Origin of the sequence: Paracoccus marcusii (assembly GCF_006151785.1) — a bacterium.
GTDB classification, from domain to species: Bacteria; Pseudomonadota; Alphaproteobacteria; order Rhodobacterales; family Rhodobacteraceae; genus Paracoccus; species Paracoccus marcusii.
In genome coordinates this window covers 1-17,618 of the sequence record NZ_VDDD01000075.1, presented here as the reverse complement: position 1 = coordinate 17,618, position 17,618 = coordinate 1, and the positions used below count along the sequence as shown (strand labels likewise).

Below are 17,618 nucleotides of genomic sequence, written 5' to 3'. Positions count from 1 at the left end.
CGCAGGGGCCACCGGCGTCGGGGCAGCGGGGCTCGGGGCAGCGGCAGCCGGGGCCGTCGGGGTCGTCGGGGCGACGGTGGCAGGCGCCTGAGGATCGGGCAGCGACAGCGGCTGCGCGGGATCTGGCGTCGTGATCTGGTCGGTCGTGCCCTCGGGCAGCGCGATTTCGGCCACGGGCGGGCTGACCGCGGTGCCGCTGCCGGTCACGTCGGCGATGGTGACCCCGGCATCCAGAAACTGGACCTCGGTGCCGCCGATGGTGACCATGCCGGCCAGCTCCTCGGCATCCCAGTTGGTCAGGCGCACGCAGCCCATCGACTGGTTCGCGAACAGCTGCGACGGGGTGGGCGTGCCGTGGATGCCGTAGGTGGGCTTGGTCAGCCCGATCCAGACGGTGCCCACCGGCCCGTTCGGCCCCGGCGGGATGACCAGCGGACTGTCGTTGCCTTCCTGGCGGAAATTGACGTTGGGATTGTAGGTATAGTTCGGGTTGATCGCCACGGTCCGCACGTTGTGCGCCCCCTGCGGCGAGGGGGTGGCGCTGCTGCCGATGGTCGCTGGGTAATCCACGACCATCTGGCCGCGGGCGTTGTATCCGGCGACGCGGCGGTTGTCCTTGTCGATGATGATCCGCGTGACCTGGCCGCGCAGGCGGGGATTCGGCGCCATCACCTGGATGGTCGCGCCGGGTACCAGGGCCACGCCGGGGTTCAGGAACTCGATGAACTTCTCGTCCATGTGGAACCGCTCGCCCAGGCGCTCGGCGACGCTGGTATGGGCCATGGCGGGCATCAGCGCCTTTTCCGCGTAATCCGTGGGGATCGACGCGGCCAGCCCAGCGGCGTCCTCGGCGGTGACGACATAGGTCTGGGTGACGGGGCGCGTCGCGAAGGACTGCAGCAGATTCCAGACATGGGGGTCCATCACGCCGTCCTGGGGCAGGCCCGTGCGGCGTTCGAACGCCTTGATCGCGCTCTGGCTCATCCCGCCCTTGAACCCGTCGATGACGCCCGGAGAGGTCCCGGACCGGTCCAGCAGCAGCTGCACCTTGGCGGTCAGGGCCGACCGGCCCCGGGGCAGATCGCTGCCGTCATACTGCGCGGCCTCGATCTCGGTGGCGGTGAAGGGCAGGTCCGGGGTCTGGGCCGCGGCGGGCCAGGCCCAGCCCAGGGACAGGCCAAGGGCCAGCAGCAGCGGTCGGACGGGGTGGGGCGTCATGGGAAGCTCCGATGGTGAAGGCGCAACATCCGGCATCAGGCGGAAAACCGCCAGATAGCGCAGTGGTCACAATCAGGTCAATTCAAGGTTGCGTTCCGCAGTGCGGAATGGCAGCCTGCTAAGTGGAACTGGGAGGAGTTTTATCATGACCACACCGTCGTATCGCACGGCGCTAATGGCTGTCGGCCTGACCGCAGCCCTTGCCGCCCCCGCCATGTCGCAGACCACGCTGATCTATGGCGAGCCCGGTCCCAACCGCGGCGCGCGCGCCGAGGCGACGCAGTGGTTCGCCGATCAGGTGGCCGAACAATCGGGCGGCGACCTGATGCTGGACATCACCTGGGGCGGGGCGCTCTTTTCGGAAAAGGCCGCCGTCCAGTCCCTGCGCGACGGCGTGGCCGACCTGGGCAGCGTCATCGGCGTCTACTTCCCCCAGGACATGGTGGCCTACGGCATCGCCGACCTGCCGCTGGACAACCCCGATCCGTGGGTGGGCATGAAGGCCACCGACGCGCTGATGCGCAACAACGAGCAGATTAAGGCCAACCTGGCCGCGCAGAACCTGGTCTATGTGGGCACCTACACGACCTCTGCGGTGCAGATGGGCTGCAAGGGGCCGGCGGTGACCTCGGTCGACCAGCTGGCGGGCAAGAAGGTGCGTGGCGTCGGCGCCTATGGCCAGACCTTCCGCGACCTGGGCGCGACCCTGGTCGACATGAGCGTCTACGAGGCCTATCAGGGCATGGAGAACGGCCTGCTGGACTGCACCCAGACCTATTCCTACCTGGTCGCGGCGCTGAAGTTCGACGAGGTCTTCGACAGCTACACCTTCATCGACTGGGGCCAGGTCGGCGCGCTTGGCATCGTCATGAACAAGTCGATGTTCGATTCGCTGTCCCCCGAGCAGCAGCAGGTCATCATGACCGCAGGCGAGGGGCTGGCCGACGAATTCGGCCGCATCATCGAACAGGCGAACGCCGAATCGATCAAGATCCTGGAGGATGCCGGCAAGGAGATCGTCAGCTTCTCGGACGAGGATCGCGCGCGGCTGACCGAGGCGGGCCAGCCCTACCTGGACGAATGGGTCGCACGGGCGGATGCCGCGGGCCTGGACGGACAGGCGCTGCTGGACGAATACCGCGGCCTGATCGCGCAATACACGCAGGAGCTGGAAACGCAGGGTTATCCCTGGGAGCGCGGCTGATCCCATGCGCGTGATCGAACGGACACTTCTGGACCTGGCCGTCTTGGCGCTGATCGCGCTGGGGCTGGTGATCTTTGCTAACGTGGCGATGCGCGCGTTCTGGGGAACCAGCGTGCCCGATGCGATCATCCTGGTCCGCGAACTGATGGTCGCGGCCATCCTGCTGCCCATGGCGGCGGCGACGGCGGCGCGCAGCCACGTCGCCGTCACCTTCCTGTCGGACCGCATGCCGCCCCGCCTGCGCGCGACCCTCATCGTGCTGGGCCATGTCGTGGGCCTTCTGGCGCTGATGCCGCTGATCTATGCGTCCTGGCGGGTGGCCGGTCAGGCCTTCGCCTCGGGCGAGTTCTACTATGGCGACCTGAACCTGCCGCGTTGGCCGGGCGTGGCGCTGTTCATGGCCGGGCTGCTGCTAATGTGGGTGCGTCTGGCGATGCTGTTGGTGGGGGACCTGCGGCAGCTGCGCCACGGCGACGTGATCCTGGATGCCGACGGAAACGAGGTGAACTGATGGACCCGATGACGATCGGCCTTGTCGCGATGGCGGCGGTTCTGGTGCTGCTGGCGATGCGCGTGCCCATCGCGTTCGCCCTGGCGGGCGTGGCCAGCGTCGGCACGTTCCTGGTCTATGCCACGCGCACCGGCGCGTGGATGCCGGAACGGGCGCTGAACCCCACCAGCTCGGTGGTCTTCTCGAATTTCTTCGACCTGGTCCATTCCTATGATCTGTCGATGGTGCCGCTGTTCGTGGCCCTGGGCAACATCGCGTTCTATGCCGGCATCACCACGCGCATCTATGACGCGGCGGCGGTCTGGCTGCGGCCGGTGCGAGGCGGCGTGGCGATGGCATCGGTGCTGGGATGCGGCGGGTTCTCGGCCATCTCGGGGTCGTCGATCGCCTGCGCCTCGACGATGGGACGCATCTGCGTCCCCGAGATGCTGCGCATGGGCTATGACCCCAAGCTGGCCACCGCATCGGTGGCGGTGGGCGGCACCCTGGGATCGCTGATCCCGCCATCCGTGCTGTTCATCCTGTATGGCATCTTCACCGAGACATCGATCGCGCAACTGTTTCTGGCGGGCATCCTGCCGGGCATCCTGTCGCTGGCGGGCATGCTGCTGGTCATCGCCTGGTGGGTGAACCGTGACCCGGACGCGGCCCCCCGCGGCGAACGCGGCGATGCCAGCCGGACCGATGCGGCCATCGCGGCCTGGCCCGCGCTGCTGCTGTTCGTGGTCATCGTCGGCGGCATCTATGGCGGCATGTTCACCGCGACCGAGGCCGCGGCCGTCAGCGTCGTGCTGACCACGATCATCGGCTTTGCCCAACGCCGCCTGACGATGGGCGTCATGTGGCGCGCCGTCCGCGAAAGCCTGGTGCAGACCGCGGCGATCTTCCTGATCGCGGGCGCCGCCAAGATCTTCGTCAGCTTCGTCGCGCTGACGGGCATGGCGGGGGCGGTCGTGGGCATGGTGTCGGACGCCGAACTGTCGCTGGCCATGCTGATGCTGGTCGTCGTGGTGATCTATCTGGTGCTGGGCATGTTCCTGGACCCGATCGGGATCATGGTCCTGACGCTGCCCTTCATGGTGCCGCTGATCGAGGGTTACGGCCTGAACCTGATCTGGTTCGGCGTCATCGTCGTCAAGCTGCTGGAGATCGGGCTGATCACGCCGCCCGTGGGCCTGAACGTCTTCGTCGTCAGCAACGTCACCAAGTCGGTGGGGATCGACAAGATCTTTGCCGGCGTCACGCGGTTCCTGGCCGTGGACATGCTGGTCCTGCTGCTGCTGATCCTGTTCCCCATCCTGTCGCTGCTGATTCCGGGGTCCATGTGATGACCCCGGCCCCGGACACGCGCCCCGATTATGAGGACGACCGCAACTTTGCCACCGCGCTGGCGCGCGGGCTGTCGGTGCTGCGGGCGTTCCGGACCGATGACGACGGGCTGAGCAACGCGCAGATCGCGGAACGCACCGGCCTGCCGAAATCTACCGTGTCGCGGCTGACCTACACGCTTGGCTGCCTGGGCTACCTGACGCAGCCGCAGCGCAACGACCGCTATCGTCCCGGCCCGACGCTGCTGGCGATGGGGCATGTGGCGGCGGCATCGCTGGCCTTCCTGGATTCGGCGCAGGGCATGATGCAGGCCCTGGCCGACCAGACCGGCACGCTGGTCCTGTTCGCGGTGCGCGACCGCGACAAGGTCGCCCTGATGCGCACCTGGCGGCCGCAGCGCGCGGCGTCGATCTGGCTGGAGGTGGGCCACCGCCTGCCCATCGCCGGATCGTCGTCGGGCCTGGCCCTACTGGGCGCCACCACGCGCGAGGAATTCGCGGGCCTGCTGGCCGATCATCCCGAACCGCCGCTGGACGGCGGCACGCTGGAGGATCTGCGGCTGGAGGCACGCGGCCAACTGATCGCCAAGGGCTATACCGTGGTGCGCCAGGGGCTGCGCTATTCGTCCAACATCTCGGCGGTGTCGGTGCCGTTCCGGTCGGCGCGGCTGGCCGGCCCGGTGATGTTCTCCTGCGGGGCGCTGGACGACGTGCTGCCCGATGACCGCATCCATGCCCATGTCGGCCCCGTGCTGCGCGAAACGGTCGCCCGCCTGCAACGGCTGGTCGGTGCCGACGGCGTGCCCGCCTGGCCCGGCAGCCCGAATGACTGAGAGGTTTTCCCAGATGTCCGTATCCTATGCCCGCCAAGGCCGCATCGGCCTGATTACCATCGACAATCCGCCGGTCAACGCCACGGGCCATGCCGTGCGGCAGGGCCTGATGGACGCGGCGCGCGACTTTGCCGCGGACACAGGCGCAGACGCTGCCGTGATCCTGTGCGCCGGCCGCACCTGGGTCGCAGGTGCCGACATCTCGGAATTCGGCAAGCCTTCGCAGGCCCCGATCCTGCCCGACGTGATCGCCGCCATCGAGTCCCAGGACAAGCCCGTCGTCGCGGCGCTGCATGGCACCGCCCTGGGCGGCGGGCTGGAACTGGCCCTTGGGTGCCATGCGCGGATCGCGGCCCCCGGCACCCGCATGGGCCTGCCCGAGGTGACCTTGGGGCTGCTGCCCGGTGCGGGCGGCACGCAACGCCTGCCGCGCCTGATCGGCACCGCCGCCGCCCTGGACATCATCACCAGCGCCCGCCAGGTTCCCGCCGCGCAGGCGCTGGACCTGGGACTGATCGACGCGCTGTCGCAGGGCGATCTGACCGCGGATGCGATCGCGCTGGCCGAAACGCTGGCGGGCCAGCCGCCGCGCCGGACGCGCGATCTGCCCGCCCCCGCCCCGGACCCGGATGCCGCGCAGGCGCTGAAGGCCACCCTGGCGCGCAAGCTGCCCGGCCAGATCGCGCAGGCGACGGCGGTGGACGTGGTGACCGACGGCCTGGCGCAGCCCTTTGACCAGGGCATGGCGATTGAGCGCGCGGGCTTTATGGCGCTGATGGACAGCCCGCAGCGCGCCGCACTGATCCATGCCTTCTTTTCCGAACGCGCCGTGGCCCATCTGCCGCAGATCAAGGGCGTGGCACCGCGCCCCCTGGACCGGATCGGCGTGATCGGCGGCGGCACGATGGGCGCGGGCATCGCGGTGTCCTGCCTGCTGGCCGGGCTGGACGTGACCCTGATCGAACGCGACGACCAGGCGACCGCCCGCGCGCAGGCGACGGTCGGCGACCTGCTGGCGGGGGCCGTCAGCCGCGGCAAGCTGGCCGCCGCGCGCCGGGATGCGATCCTGTCCGGGGCATTCCGCACCGACACGGATTACGCGGCCCTGGGTCAGGCCGACCTGATCGTCGAGGCGGTGTTCGAATCGATGGAGGTCAAGGAACAGGTCTTTGCCGCCATCGACCGCGTGGCAAAGCCCGATGCTGTGCTGGCGACCAACACCTCCTATCTGGACGTGGACCGCATCGCCGACGCGACGCGCCGCCCGCGCGACGTGATCGGCCTGCATTTCTTCTCTCCGGCCCATGTCATGCGCCTGCTGGAGGTCGTGGTCGCGGACCGCACTGCCCCCGAGGTCGTGGCCACGGGCTTTGCCCTGGCCAAGCGCCTTGGCAAGATCGCGGTGCGCGCGGGCGTCTGCGACGGTTTCATCGGCAACCGCATCCTGTCGCATTACCGCGCGGCGGTCGATGCGATGGTGCTGGACGGTGCGTCGCCCCAGCAGGTCGACCGCGCGCTGACCGATTTCGGGTTCGCCATGGGCCCCTATGCGGTCAGCGATCTGGCGGGCCTGGACATCGGCGCGATGACCCGCCAGCGCAAGGCGGCCGACCGCCATCCGCGCGACCGTGTTCCGGTCTTTGCCGACCGCCTGTACGAACAGGGCGATCTGGGCCGCAAGACGGGGCGCGGCTATTACGTCTATGCCGACGGCAAGCCGCAGCCGAACCCGGACCTGCCCGCGATCCTGGACGCGGTGCGGTCCGATCTGGGCATCACGCCCCGCGATTTCGACGACGCCGAAATCGTCGCCCGCACCATGGCCGCGATGGTGAACGAGGCTGCCCGCACGGTCGCCGACGGCACCGCGCTGCAGCCGCTGGACGTCGATGTGGTCATGCTGAACGGATACGGCTTTCCGCGCTGGCGGGGCGGTCCGATGCACTGGGCCGACGCCCACGGTCTGGACCGCATCTTGTCCGACATCCGCCGCTTTGCCGAAGATGACGACCATTTCTGGCAGCCCGCGCCGCTTCTGGCCGAACTGGTGGCCGACGGCCGCGGCTTTGCCGACCTGAACCAAGGAATCTCCGCATGAAACAGCCCGTGATCGTCTCGACCGCCCGCACCGCCATCGGGCGCGCGAAACGCGGCGCCTTCAATCAGACCCACGGGGCCGTGCTGGCCGGCGCCACCGCCCGCGCCGTGGTCGAGCGTGCGGGCATCGACCCCGCGCTGATCGAAGACAGCATCTGGGGTTGCGGCTATCCCGAGGCCGCGACGGGCGGCAACATCGCCCGTCAGGCGGTGATCCGCGCGGGCCTGCCAGACAGCATCGCGGGCGCCACGGTCAACCGCTTCTGCGCCTCGGGCCTGCAGGCGCTGGCGCAGGGCGCGCAGATGGTCGCCCATGAGGGCGCGCGCGCCGTGCTGGTCGGCGGGGTCGAGAGCATCTCGATGGTCCAGCCGCCCGTGCGCCATTCGCGGGAAGGATGGATCGAGGCGAACCGCCCCGACCTCTACATGACCATGATCGAGACCGCCGACATCGTGGCGGCCCGCTATGGCGTCAGCCGCGAGGCGCAGGATGCCTATGCCGTCGAATCTCAGGCCCGCACCGCCGCGGCTCAGGCCGCCGGGATTTTCGACGACGAGATCATCCCGATGACGGTCACCATGTCCGTCACCGACAAGGCCACCGGCGAGACCGCCGACCGCGAGGTCACCATCGCCGCCGATGAAGGCAACCGTCCCGGCACCACGCTGGAGGCGCTGGCCAAGCTGGAGCCGGTGCGCGGCGCGGGTCAGTTCGTGACCGCAGGCAACGCGTCCCAGCTGTCCGACGGGGCCGCGGCGTTGCTGGTGATGGAGGCCGACCTGGCCGCATCGCTGAACCTGGAACCGCTTGGCGCCTTCCGCGGCTTTGCCGTCGCGGGCTGCGCGCCCGACGAGATGGGCATCGGCCCGGTCTTTGCCGTGCCGCGCCTGCTGGAGCGCCACGGGCTGACGGTGAACGACATCGACCTGTGGGAGCTGAACGAGGCCTTCGCCAGCCAGTGCCTGTACAGCCGCGACACGCTCGGCATCGACCCGGCGAAATACAACGTGAACGGCGGGGCCATTTCCATCGGCCATCCCTTCGGCATGACCGGCGCGCGCACCGCGGGCCATCTGCTGCGCGAAGGCCGCCGTCGGGGCGCCAAATGGGGCGTCGTGACCATGTGCGTGGGCGGTGGCCAGGGCGCCGCCGGACTTCTGGAGATCTTTTGATGGACATGAGCTTTACCCCCGAGGAAACCGCCTTCCGCGACGACATCCGCGCCTTTCTGAAGGCCGAGCTGGACCCCGCGCTGGCCCGCAAGGTGCGGCTCCATCACGACCTGACCAAGGCCGAGATGGAGGGCTGGCATGCCAAGCTGCAATCACGCGGCTGGCTGGCCGGGAACTGGCCCAAGGAGTTCGGCGGCGCGGGCTGGACCGCGATCCAGCGCCACATCTTCGAGGAGGAATCGGCCCGCGCGCATGCGCCGCGCATCGTGCCCTTCGGCATCGCCATGCTGGGGCCGGTACTGCAGAAATTCGGGTCCAAGGAACAGCAGGACTATTGGCTGCCCCGCATCCTGAACGGCGACGACTGGTGGTGCCAAGGCTATTCCGAGCCCGGCGCCGGATCGGACTTGGCCAGCCTGCGCTGCGAGGCCGTGCGCGACGGCGACTATTATGTCGTCAACGGGCAGAAGACCTGGACCACGCTTGGCCAGCACGCCAACATGATCTTCTGCTTGGTGCGCACCAATGCGACGGGCAAGAAGCAGGAGGGCATCAGCTTCCTGCTCATTGACATGGAGACGCCGGGCGTCACCGTGCGCCCCATCGTCCTGCTGGACGGCACGGCCGAGGTGAACGAGGTCTGGTTCGACAATGTCCGCGTCCCCGCCGCCAATCTGGTCGGCGAGGAGAACCAGGGCTGGACCTATGCCAAGTACCTGCTGACGCATGAACGCACGAACATCGCGGGCGTGGGATTCGCCACCGCCGCGCTGGACAACCTGAAACGCGTCGCCAAGGCGCAGCGCCATCGCGGCCAGCCCCTGTCCGACGATCCGCTGTTCGCCGCCGAGATGGCGGGGGTCGAGATCGAGTTGATGGCCATGTCCACCACCAACCTGCGCATGCTGTCGGCGGCGGCCCAGGGCCAGGCGCCCGGCATCGAGAGCAGCATGCTCAAGATCAAGGGCACCCAGATCCGCCAGCGGCTGGATGCGCTGACTCGGCGCGCCTATGGCGGGCAGGCGATGGCCCTGACGCTGGAGGGCAACGAAGGCCCCGAGGGTGCCGACGAGGCCCTGGCCGCCAGCGCCACCTGGCTGAACAACCGCAAGCTGTCGATCTATGGCGGCTCGAACGAGGTCCAGCGCAGCATCATCTCCGGCGCGCTGGCGAAAGGATAAGCCCATGGACTTTCAGCTTTCCGACGACCACCGCATGCTGCAGGACAGCCTGCGCGGCATCCTGGCCCGCCATTCCGGCGAGGCGCTGATGCCCGCCCTGCAGGAGGCCGGCGTCCCCCAGGCCCTGCTGACCGAGGCCGAGGGCGGTTTCGACGGATCGGGCGCCGCCGTGGCGCTGATCTTCGAGGCCCTGGGCCGGGCGGGCGCGTCCCTGCCGCTGATCGGCACGATGATCGGGGCGGCGGCCCTGGCGCAGGCGGGCCAGCCTGCTGACGATGATGCGACCATCGCCTTCGCCGATGCCGAACCCGGCACGCGTTACGACCGGGGCGTGGCGATCAGCGTCGATGGCGACCGCCTGACCGGGCGCAAGACCATGGTGGCGGGGGCCGAAGGGGCCGCCGCGATCATCGTCACCACCGCCGATGCGCTGTGGCTGGTCGCGCCCGACGCGACGGGTCTGACCGTCCGCCCCTATCCGCTGATGGACGATCAGCGCGGCGCCGACCTGATCTTTGACGCCACCCCCGCCACGCGGCTTGGGGCCTTGGCCGATTTCGACGTGGTGCTGGCGCGCGGCGTCCTGGCCCATGCGGCCTATGCCTTGGGCACGCTGAGCGCGGCGGTCGATCTGACGCTGGACTATCTGCGCACCCGCAAGCAGTTCGGCCAGCCGCTGATCGCGTTCCAGGCCTTAGCGCATCGCGCCGCCGACCTGTCCGTCGAGGTCGAACAGGCGCGGTCCGCCGTCACCAATTTCGCGGGCCATCTGGATGCCGAGGCGCCGCTGCGCGCCCGGCACCTGCAGGCCTGCAAGGTCACCCTGGGCCGGGTCGCGCGGCTGGTGGCCGAAGAATCGGTGCAGCTGCATGGCGGCATTGGCATGACCGAGGAATACGCGCTTGGCGGCATGATCCGCCGCCTGCTGGCCGCCGACACAGCCATGGGCGACGCGGATTTCCACCTGGAGCGCTTCGCGCGCGGCGAGCCCGCCTTCGCATGACCCTGATCCACGGCGAAACCGGCACCCAGTCCCTGATCGGCTATGTCCTGGACGTGGGCTGCCGGGCGGGGGCGGTCTGCTGGCTGGATCTGGACGACCGCCATCTGAACCGTCAGGGCATCCTGCATGGCGGGCTGGCCGCGACCCTTCTGGACAGCGCGATGGGGGCCACGGGCAGCCTGACGGTCGATGCCACGGGCCGCCATCCCTTCACCACGCTGTCGCTGACGGTGAATTATCTGGCCCCGGGCCATCCGGGGCGCGTGACCGCCACGGGCCGCGTGACGGGCGGCGGGCGCGCCACCCTGTTCATCGAGGGCGCCTTGCGGCATGAGGACGGCACGCTGATCGCCACCGCGACCGGCGTCTTCCGCAGGACAAGGGCCGCCCCATGACCGACCTCACCAATCCGCATTGCGAAATCAGCGACCTGGGCGACCGCCTGGTGGTCGAGAACCGCAACGCCGCCCGCCGCAACGCACTGACGCGCGATTTCTACAAGGGCCTGCACCGCGCGCTGGAGCTGGCGACCGACAACCCCCGCATCGGCGCCGTGCTGATCATGGGCGAAGGCGATTTCTTCTGCGCGGGCGGCGATCTGACCATGCTGATCAAGGCGCAGGAGATGTCCGAGGATCAGCGCCGCGCCCGCATCGACGCGCTGAATGACCTGATGCGCGCGGTCGTGGCCTGCCCCCGCCCGGTCATCGCCGTGGTCGAGGGGGGCGCCGCCGGCGCGGGCCTGTCACTGGCTTTGGCCTGCGACATGATCGTGTCAGCCCGCGATGCGCGCTATACGGCGGCCTATGTGAATGCCGGGCTGGTGCCCGATGGCGGGCTGACCGCGGCGCTGACCGCCTGCCTGCCGCCGCAGATGGCCGCGGCCATGGCTCTGACCGGTCAGCCCGTGGGCGCCGAACGCCTGCACGCCCTGGGCGTCATCCAGGAACTGACCGAGCCCGGAGAGGCCATCATGGCCGCCATGGCCCTGGCCGACCGCCTGGCCGCAGGGCCCGCCGAGGCGCAGGCCGCGATCAAGCATCTGCTGACCGGCGCCCGCGCCACCCTGCTGGAGGCGCAGCTGACCGCCGAACGCGATGCGATGGCCACGGCCTTGGCCTCGCGCGAGGCGGCCGAGGGCATCACCGCCTTCCTGGCCAAGCGCCCCCCCGATTTCCGCCGCCTTCGCGAGGATTCATGACCCGTATCCACCAGCTGTTCGACGCCGCCCGCGCGGCCCATCCCGACCGTCCGGCCCTGACCGACGGGACAGGACGCACCCTGACCTATGCCGCGCTGGACGATCTGGTCCGGCGGACGCAGGCGGATCTGGCGGCGATGGGCCTGCGCCCCGGCGACCGGCTGCTGGTGGTGGCCGAGAATGCGGCCCCGGTGCCGGTCCTGCTGCTGGCCGCCAGCCGCATGGACGCGGTGCTGGTGCCCGTGAACGCGCGCATGACCGAGCCGGAGCTGGCCAAGATCGCGGCCCATACCGAACCGCGCCTGACCCTGTTCCTGTCCGATGTCAGCGAACCCGCGCGTGTCCATGCTGGCGATGCACGCGCCGTCACGCTGGCCGGGGCGGCACTGCATGTCGCGGGGCCGTTCGACGCCGTGCCGGAGCAGGTCGAGCCGCAAAACGCGATGACGGCGGTGATCCTCTACACCACCGGCACGACGGGCACGCCCAAGGGGGTGATGCTGACCCACGGGAACCTGATCTTTGGCGGGGAAAGCTCGGCCCGGTTGCGGGGGATGCAGGCGGATGACGTCATCTGGGGCGTTCTGCCGCTGACGCATGTCTTCGGGCTGACCTCGATGCTGGCCGCGGGGCTGGCCACGGGCGCGCATATCCGGCTGGAGCCGCGCTTTTCCGCCGCGCAGACGCTGGCCGCGCTGCAATCGGACGTGACCGTCCTGCCCGCCGTTCCGCAGATGCACGCGGCCATCATGGCCGAGGCGCGCGCCCAGGGGCTGGAGCGTCTGGCCCGCCCGCTGCGCTATGTCAGCAGCGGCGCGGCGCCCCTGGACCCCGACTGGAAGCGGCGGGCCGAGGCGTTCTATGGCATCGCGCTGCAGAACGGTTACGGCATGACCGAGACCACGGCGGGGGTGACCGTCACGAACAGCGCCATCGGCGACCCGGACCCGTCGGCGGGCCACCCGCTGCCGGGGGTCCAGATCGCGCTGGACGAGACGATCGGCCGCGAACCCGGCACGGGAGAGGTGCTGACGCGCGGTCCGCACATCATGCGCGGCTATTTTCGCAATGCGGAGGGGACGGCGCAGGTATTGCGGGACGGCTGGATGCGCACCGGCGATCTGGGCCGGATCGACGCGCAGGGGCGGCTGCACATCGTGGGCCGTTGCAAGGAGCTGATCATCCGCGGCGGCTTCAACGTCTATCCCCCCGAGGTCGAGGCCGCGCTGAACGATCATCCGGCCGTCCTGCAGACCGCCGTGATCGGCCGCGCGCGCGAGGGGGGCGACGAGGATATCCTGGCCTTCTGTCAGCTGATTTCGCCGGATGCGGTGACGGCCGATGCGCTGGCGGCCCATGCGGCGGCGCGGCTGTCGGCCTACAAGCGGCCCACGCGGATCATCGTGACGGGCGCGCTGCCCGCGGCGGCGACGGGCAAGGTGCTCAAGCACCGCCTTGTCGCGCATTTCGCGGACCTGTTGGGTCTTTAGTCGTCCAGCACCAGGCGGTGCATCGGCGGATAGAACTGGCGGGCAAACGACACAGGCAGCGAATCCAGCGTGTTGACCCGCTCGATCGTCATCACCGGCGTGCCCGGATCGATGGTCAGGTTCACCGCACAGGATCCGCTGGCCCCTTCGGCCAGGATCGAAAAGCGACTTTGCGTGACGGGCAGGCTGCGGGCCAGCCATTCCTGCGGCGGCTCATGCGCGAACAGATGGAAATCAGGCAGGGCCAGCGCGCGGGGGTTCAGCCAGATCGCCTCGCAGCAATGCGGGCGGTCGTCGGCCAGATAGCGCGACTTGACCAGCAGCATCATGTCGTCGGCATCGACCTGCAGCGCCTGCATCGCAGCGGGGCTGGGATTGCAGGGCAGGCATTCGGTCATCTGATAGGCATAGCGCGCGCCAAGCGATTCGATCTCGTCGCGCAGGACCGGCAGCGACAGGGTCGTGCGGCGGGACGTGGTGGCGGTCACGCGGGTACCCACCTTGCGGCGGCGCTGGATGATGCCGCTGGCGGCCAGCTCACGCAGGGCACGGTTCACCGTGGCGCGCGCGCAGCCCATCTCGATCGACAGCATCTGTTCGGTGGGGATCAGGCTGCCCGGCGGCCATTCGCCTGATCTGATCCGGCCCAGCACATCCGCGCGGATCGCCTGCCATGTGTTGAGTCGCCGCCGTTCGGCGTCGACGCCGGAAGAGCGGATCGTAACGGACGAACCTTGGGACAACTTGGCCATTTTGAAGAACTCGTGACATATACCTGTCCCGATTTGATAAATGATACGCACAAGAATGGAAGCTGTCCAATTCGCCATGCGACATCCCGGCTGGCCGCGGGCCGGGGAAAAACCCCGGGCGGACGGGCGCGCGACGCTTTCATTTCGCAGGATGTCTGATAAATGCAGATCGTGCAAGCATGATGGCGGATTTTCGATGCGCTCGACCACCCATCCCTCGGTGACACCCGGACCCGCGACGCTGACATCCTGGGGCGTGCTGATGGCGATCAGCCTTTGCCACATGATCAACGACGTGATGCAGTCGATGCTGGCGGCCATCTATCCGCTGCTGCAGGTCGAATTCGACCTGTCCTATGCCCAGATCGGCGTGATGACTTTGGCCTTCCAGGTCACCGCGTCGCTGCTGCAGCCGCTGATCGGGATGGCCACCGACCGCCACCCGCAGCCGCGGTCGCTGCCCTTCGGCATGGCCTCGACGCTGTGCGGCGTGCTGATGCTGGGCATGGCCGAGGGTTATGCCTGGCTTTTGTCGGGGGCGATGCTGATCGGCATCGGATCGGCCGTGTTCCATCCCGAAAGCTCGCGCGTGGCGCGGATCGCGTCGGGGGGGCGGTTCGGCACCGCGCAGTCGCTGTTCCAGCTGGGCGGCAATGGCGGGCAGGCGCTGGGGCCGCTGCTGGCCGCGTTCATCGTGGTGCCGCTGGGCCGTCCGGCCGTGGCCTGGTTCGCGGTCGCGGCCGCCCTGGGTGCCGCGATCCTGTGGCAGGTCGGCAGCTGGGCCGAGGATCGGCGCCGCGCCAGCACCGCCACCCCCGACCGTACCCTGCGCCTGCCGCGCGCGACGGTGATCCGCGCCATCGCGGTGCTGGCGGTGCTGGTCTTCACCAAGAACATCTACAGCGCCTCGATGAGCAGCTATTTCACCTTCTTCACGATCGACAAGTTCGGCCTGTCGACCCAGGGCGCGCAGATCATGCTGTTCCTGTTCCTGGCCGGCATGGCGGCGGGCGTCATGCTGGGCGGGGTGATCGGCGACAGGGTCGGGCCGCTGACGGTCATCTGGGTGTCGATCCTGGGCGCGCTGCCGCTGACGCTGGCGCTGCCACATGTGGGGCTGGTGCCGACGGGCGTGCTGGCGGTGCTGATCGGGCTGGTGCTGGCATCGGCCTTTCCGGCCATCGTGGTCTTTGCGCAAGAGCTGGTGCCGGGCCGCACCGGCATGATCGCGGGGCTGTTCTTCGGCTTCTCGTTCGGGATGGGCGGGATCTCGGCCGCGGCGCTTGGGGTGTTGGCGGATGCGCAGGGGATCCGGTCGGTCTTCCTGCTGTGTTCGGTCCTGCCGGTGCTGGGGCTGCTGACGATCCTGCTGCCGCGCCGCAGCCTGGGCTGAGATGGGCCACCCGGTCGTCATCCATGTCGGCCCCGACGGCCCCATCGATGCGGCGCTGGCGCGGATGTTTCAGGCCAACGGCCATCGCGCGGTCTGCCATGACGGCGGGCGCCTGGCTGCGGACATCGTCTATGCGATGGGGCAGGGGACGCAGCCCCTGCGCGGCTGGCCCAACGCGCGGCTGATCGCCGGGCTGTACCGCGAAAGGCCCCATTGGCGCCCGACATTGCAGGCCTGGCGCTGCATCGCCTTTCTGCGCGACCGTCTGCCCGACGCGCTGTTCCTGCTGACCATCCCGCCCCGCCATCGCTGGCCCGAAGGGATGCAGGCGCATCTGGACGCGACGCGCGCCCTGTTCGCGGACGACACGCGGCTGATCACGATGGACCTGACCGACAGCACCCCCGCGGACCTGGCTGCACGGCTGCGGCCGATGCTGGTGCTGGACCGGGGGCTGCCCGACCACTGGCCCGACCGCTGGCCCGTCCCGGACCCCGTCGTGGACCCGCCGCCGACGCCCAAGGCACCGCCGGGCTGGGCGCAGGATGTCGCGCGCTTCTGTCTTGCGGGCCTGAACCCCGATGGGGCAGGCGGCGCGCAGGGGCTGTCGGGATTCGCCTGCCGTTGGGACGGCACCCTGTCGGGCAGCGGCGCGGTGACCGACGCGGCGGGTGCGCCGCGGCAGTTCACCCTTCTGACGCCCCCCGGCCACCGCCCCCCGGCCACCGCCCCCTGGCCCTGGTGCGCGAGGGGCGTCCCTTCAAGCTGATCCGGGCCGAGGGGGTGATCAACGACATCCTGGCGCTGGACCGCCGCGATCCGGTCTGGATCGACATGGAGGACAGTCGCTGGTTCGGCAGCCCCCAGGGCGCGCCCCTGGATCGTCCGGTCCTGTGCCACAACCGCCGGGCGGGGGCGGTGAACGCGGTCCTGTGGCCCCTGCCGGACCAGCACGCGATCGGCCTGCCGGGGTTCGATCCCGCCGCGCCCGACGACGACATCCCCTGGGAGGACAAGCAGGACCGGCTGGTGTGGCGCGGCATGATCTCGGGGTCGGAAATGCGCGATGGGGTCAAGCCCGGTCCCGCCAGCCATGTCTGGCTGCAGCGTCTGGCCCAGGCCGCCACCCCCGCGGATCGCGAGGCCGCGTGGCAGGGCCTGTGCCGCACGAACCGAATGGCCTTTGTCCGCCGGTTCCACGATCATCCCGATTTCGATGTGGGCATCGTCATGGCGCACGGTTTCCGCCAGCACGCCGACGACCCGCTGATCGCGCCCTATTGCCGCCCGCGCATGGGGCGCCGCGACTTTCGGGCCTATCGCTATCAGCTGTGCCTGTCGGGGTATGACCACGGGTCGAACTTCATCTCGGGGCTGGACCAGAACGGCGTGCTGCTGGCCGAGGATGACGGCTGGCAGGTGTTCTATTCGGGGCGCTTCCGGCCTTGGGAGCATTTCATCCCCGTCGCGCGCCACCTGACCGACCTGGAGGACAAGCTGGCCTGGGCCCGCGCCCATCCCGACGCCTGCCGCGCCATGTCGCGTGCCGCGCGCGCCGAGGCCGCGCATCTGCGCGACCCCGCCGCACGGGCGGACCTGATGCGTCTGATCCTCGACGGGCTGGCTGCGGCGCGCTAGAACACCGCCATGAGCACGATCCGCATCGAACCCCTGACCGCCGCCGCCTTCGCCCCCTTCGGCGAGGTGCTGACCCCGCGCGCGACGCCCGACCGCATGATCAATGCGGGCCGCTGCGAACGCCACCATGCCCTGGCCACCGTCGAGCGCGGCGGCGGAGAGGCGATCATTTCCCTTTTTCGTAGCCAGGCCGTCAGCCTGCCCTATGACTGCACGCTGCTGGAACGTCACCCGCTTGGGTCGCAGGCGTTCATGCCGCTTGGCGACCGGCCGTGGCTGTCGGTGGTCGCGCCCGATGACGACGGCCGACCCGGCGCCCTGCGGGCGTTCCTGGTCCCGGCGCATACCGGCGTGAACCTGCACGCGGGAACCTGGCACGGCGTGCTGACGCCCTTGGACCAGCCGGCCGATTTCCTGGTCGTGGACCGCGAGGGGACCGGCACGAACCTAGAGGAAGTGACCATCCCCGCGGTGCGGATCACCGCATGACCCCCGATTACAACGTCGAGACCCTGGCCATGGCCGGGGGCGCGCGTCGCGTGGCGGGCGTGGACGAGGCCGGGCGCGGGCCGCTGGCCGGCCCCGTCACCGCGGCG

17 protein-coding genes and 1 pseudogene are annotated in these 17,618 nt (G+C 69.6%); 16 read left to right on the top strand and 2 right to left on the bottom strand.

The window, feature by feature from the left end; all coding sequences use genetic code 11:
• On the bottom strand, window positions 1–1,218 hold a 1,218-nt coding region (locus FHD68_RS12190; protein WP_244297847.1), incomplete at its 3' end, for a L,D-transpeptidase family protein.
• 145 nt (window positions 1,219–1,363) lie between these two features.
• Between FHD68_RS12190 and FHD68_RS12185 the strand changes: the two genes are divergently transcribed.
• From FHD68_RS12185 to FHD68_RS12135, 11 genes are read left to right on the top strand one after another with little or no spacing between them, the layout of a single operon-like run.
• Complete coding sequence (locus tag FHD68_RS12185; RefSeq protein WP_127897722.1) at window positions 1,364–2,422, top strand: C4-dicarboxylate TRAP transporter substrate-binding protein; 1,059 nt, start codon at window positions 1,364–1,366, stop codon at window positions 2,420–2,422.
• Window positions 2,423–2,426: 4 nt separating this feature from the next.
• Window positions 2,427–2,933, top strand: coding sequence for a TRAP transporter small permease (locus FHD68_RS12180; protein ID WP_045980970.1), 507 nt, complete (start codon window positions 2,427–2,429; stop codon window positions 2,931–2,933).
• Entirely contained in the window at window positions 2,933–4,261 is a 1,329-nt protein-coding gene (locus tag FHD68_RS12175; protein ID WP_045980969.1) for a TRAP transporter large permease, read from the top strand. The genes FHD68_RS12180 and FHD68_RS12175 overlap by 1 nt, the downstream gene beginning before the upstream one ends.
• Entirely contained in the window at window positions 4,261–5,094 is an 834-nt protein-coding gene (locus FHD68_RS12170) for an IclR family transcriptional regulator (RefSeq protein ID WP_045980968.1), read from the top strand. The genes FHD68_RS12175 and FHD68_RS12170 overlap by 1 nt, the downstream gene beginning before the upstream one ends.
• A 13-nt stretch (window positions 5,095–5,107) precedes the next feature.
• Window positions 5,108–7,192, top strand: coding sequence for a 3-hydroxyacyl-CoA dehydrogenase NAD-binding domain-containing protein (locus FHD68_RS12165; RefSeq protein ID WP_240542483.1), 2,085 nt, complete (start codon window positions 5,108–5,110; stop codon window positions 7,190–7,192).
• Window positions 7,189–8,364: an acetyl-CoA C-acyltransferase gene (locus FHD68_RS12160; protein ID WP_127897725.1), complete on the top strand. Its 1,176-nt coding sequence runs from the start codon at window positions 7,189–7,191 to the stop codon at window positions 8,362–8,364. The genes FHD68_RS12165 and FHD68_RS12160 overlap by 4 nt, the downstream gene beginning before the upstream one ends.
• Window positions 8,364–9,545 (top strand): acyl-CoA dehydrogenase family protein, encoded by a 1,182-nt coding sequence (locus tag FHD68_RS12155; RefSeq protein ID WP_127897726.1) that lies wholly within the window; start codon window positions 8,364–8,366, stop codon window positions 9,543–9,545. The genes FHD68_RS12160 and FHD68_RS12155 overlap by 1 nt, the downstream gene beginning before the upstream one ends.
• Window positions 9,546–9,549: 4 nt before the next feature.
• Window positions 9,550–10,548 carry an acyl-CoA dehydrogenase family protein gene (locus FHD68_RS12150; RefSeq protein WP_127897727.1) on the top strand — a complete coding sequence of 333 codons (999 nt, stop codon included), beginning with the start codon at window positions 9,550–9,552 and terminating at the stop codon, window positions 10,546–10,548.
• A complete protein-coding gene (locus FHD68_RS12145; protein ID WP_127897728.1) occupies window positions 10,545–10,943 on the top strand; it encodes a PaaI family thioesterase in 399 nt (132 codons plus the stop codon). Before FHD68_RS12150 ends, FHD68_RS12145 begins: the two co-directional genes overlap by 4 nt.
• On the top strand, window positions 10,940–11,749 hold the full coding sequence (locus tag FHD68_RS12140; protein WP_127897729.1) for an oxepin-CoA hydrolase, alternative type: 810 nt from the start codon (window positions 10,940–10,942) through the stop codon (window positions 11,747–11,749). Before FHD68_RS12145 ends, FHD68_RS12140 begins: the two co-directional genes overlap by 4 nt.
• On the top strand, window positions 11,746–13,239 hold the full coding sequence (locus tag FHD68_RS12135; RefSeq protein WP_127897730.1) for a class I adenylate-forming enzyme family protein: 1,494 nt from the start codon (window positions 11,746–11,748) through the stop codon (window positions 13,237–13,239). Before FHD68_RS12140 ends, FHD68_RS12135 begins: the two co-directional genes overlap by 4 nt.
• Here the strand turns inward: FHD68_RS12135 and FHD68_RS12130 are convergent.
• A complete protein-coding gene (locus FHD68_RS12130; protein ID WP_164871389.1) occupies window positions 13,236–13,991 on the bottom strand; it encodes a GntR family transcriptional regulator in 756 nt (251 codons plus the stop codon). The genes FHD68_RS12135 and FHD68_RS12130 overlap by 4 nt on opposite strands.
• Before the next feature lie 196 nt (window positions 13,992–14,187).
• Here FHD68_RS12130 and FHD68_RS12125 point away from each other — a divergent pair, with 196 nt between their 5' ends.
• From FHD68_RS12125 to FHD68_RS19565, 5 genes and pseudogenes are all read left to right on the top strand, one after another.
• Entirely contained in the window at window positions 14,188–15,384 is a 1,197-nt protein-coding gene (locus FHD68_RS12125) for an MFS transporter (protein ID WP_127897732.1), read from the top strand.
• 1 nt (window position 15,385) lies between these two features.
• Window positions 15,386–16,153, top strand: coding sequence for a hypothetical protein (locus tag FHD68_RS12120; protein ID WP_139085853.1), 768 nt, complete (start codon window positions 15,386–15,388; stop codon window positions 16,151–16,153).
• Window positions 16,126–17,022: a glycosyl transferase family 90 gene (locus FHD68_RS12115; protein WP_139085851.1), complete on the top strand. Its 897-nt coding sequence runs from the start codon at window positions 16,126–16,128 to the stop codon at window positions 17,020–17,022. Before FHD68_RS12120 ends, FHD68_RS12115 begins: the two co-directional genes overlap by 28 nt.
• A gap of 9 nt (window positions 17,023–17,031) precedes the next feature.
• Entirely contained in the window at window positions 17,032–17,511 is a 480-nt protein-coding gene (locus FHD68_RS12110; protein ID WP_127897734.1) for an ureidoglycolate lyase, read from the top strand.
• Window positions 17,508–17,618: pseudogene (locus FHD68_RS19565) on the top strand (ribonuclease HII); the annotation flags it as partial. The gene FHD68_RS12110 and the pseudogene FHD68_RS19565, both read left to right, overlap by 4 nt.

Bases quoted from the DNA above. Each gene is read 5' to 3' on its own strand.
- FHD68_RS12140 (WP_127897729.1), top strand. From the start codon at position 10,940: ATGACCGACCTCACCAATCCGCATTGCGAAATCAGCGACCTGGGCGAC.
- FHD68_RS12120 (WP_139085853.1), top strand. From the start codon at position 15,386: ATGGGCCACCCGGTCGTCATCCATGTCGGCCCCGACGGCCCCATCGAT.
- FHD68_RS12170 (WP_045980968.1), top strand. From the start codon at position 4,261: ATGACCCCGGCCCCGGACACGCGCCCCGATTATGAGGACGACCGCAAC.
- FHD68_RS12160 (WP_127897725.1), top strand. From the start codon at position 7,189: ATGAAACAGCCCGTGATCGTCTCGACCGCCCGCACCGCCATCGGGCGC.
- FHD68_RS12125 (WP_127897732.1), top strand. From the start codon at position 14,188: ATGCGCTCGACCACCCATCCCTCGGTGACACCCGGACCCGCGACGCTG.
- FHD68_RS12150 (WP_127897727.1), top strand. From the start codon at position 9,550: ATGGACTTTCAGCTTTCCGACGACCACCGCATGCTGCAGGACAGCCTG.
- FHD68_RS12110 (WP_127897734.1), top strand. From the start codon at position 17,032: ATGAGCACGATCCGCATCGAACCCCTGACCGCCGCCGCCTTCGCCCCC.
- FHD68_RS12180 (WP_045980970.1), top strand. From the start codon at position 2,427: ATGCGCGTGATCGAACGGACACTTCTGGACCTGGCCGTCTTGGCGCTG.
- FHD68_RS12130 (WP_164871389.1), bottom strand. From the start codon at position 13,991: ATGGCCAAGTTGTCCCAAGGTTCGTCCGTTACGATCCGCTCTTCCGGC.
- FHD68_RS12145 (WP_127897728.1), top strand. From the start codon at position 10,545: ATGACCCTGATCCACGGCGAAACCGGCACCCAGTCCCTGATCGGCTAT.
- FHD68_RS12175 (WP_045980969.1), top strand. From the start codon at position 2,933: ATGGACCCGATGACGATCGGCCTTGTCGCGATGGCGGCGGTTCTGGTG.
- FHD68_RS12155 (WP_127897726.1), top strand. From the start codon at position 8,364: ATGGACATGAGCTTTACCCCCGAGGAAACCGCCTTCCGCGACGACATC.
- FHD68_RS12135 (WP_127897730.1), top strand. From the start codon at position 11,746: ATGACCCGTATCCACCAGCTGTTCGACGCCGCCCGCGCGGCCCATCCC.
- FHD68_RS12185 (WP_127897722.1), top strand. From the start codon at position 1,364: ATGACCACACCGTCGTATCGCACGGCGCTAATGGCTGTCGGCCTGACC.
- FHD68_RS12165 (WP_240542483.1), top strand. From the start codon at position 5,108: ATGTCCGTATCCTATGCCCGCCAAGGCCGCATCGGCCTGATTACCATC.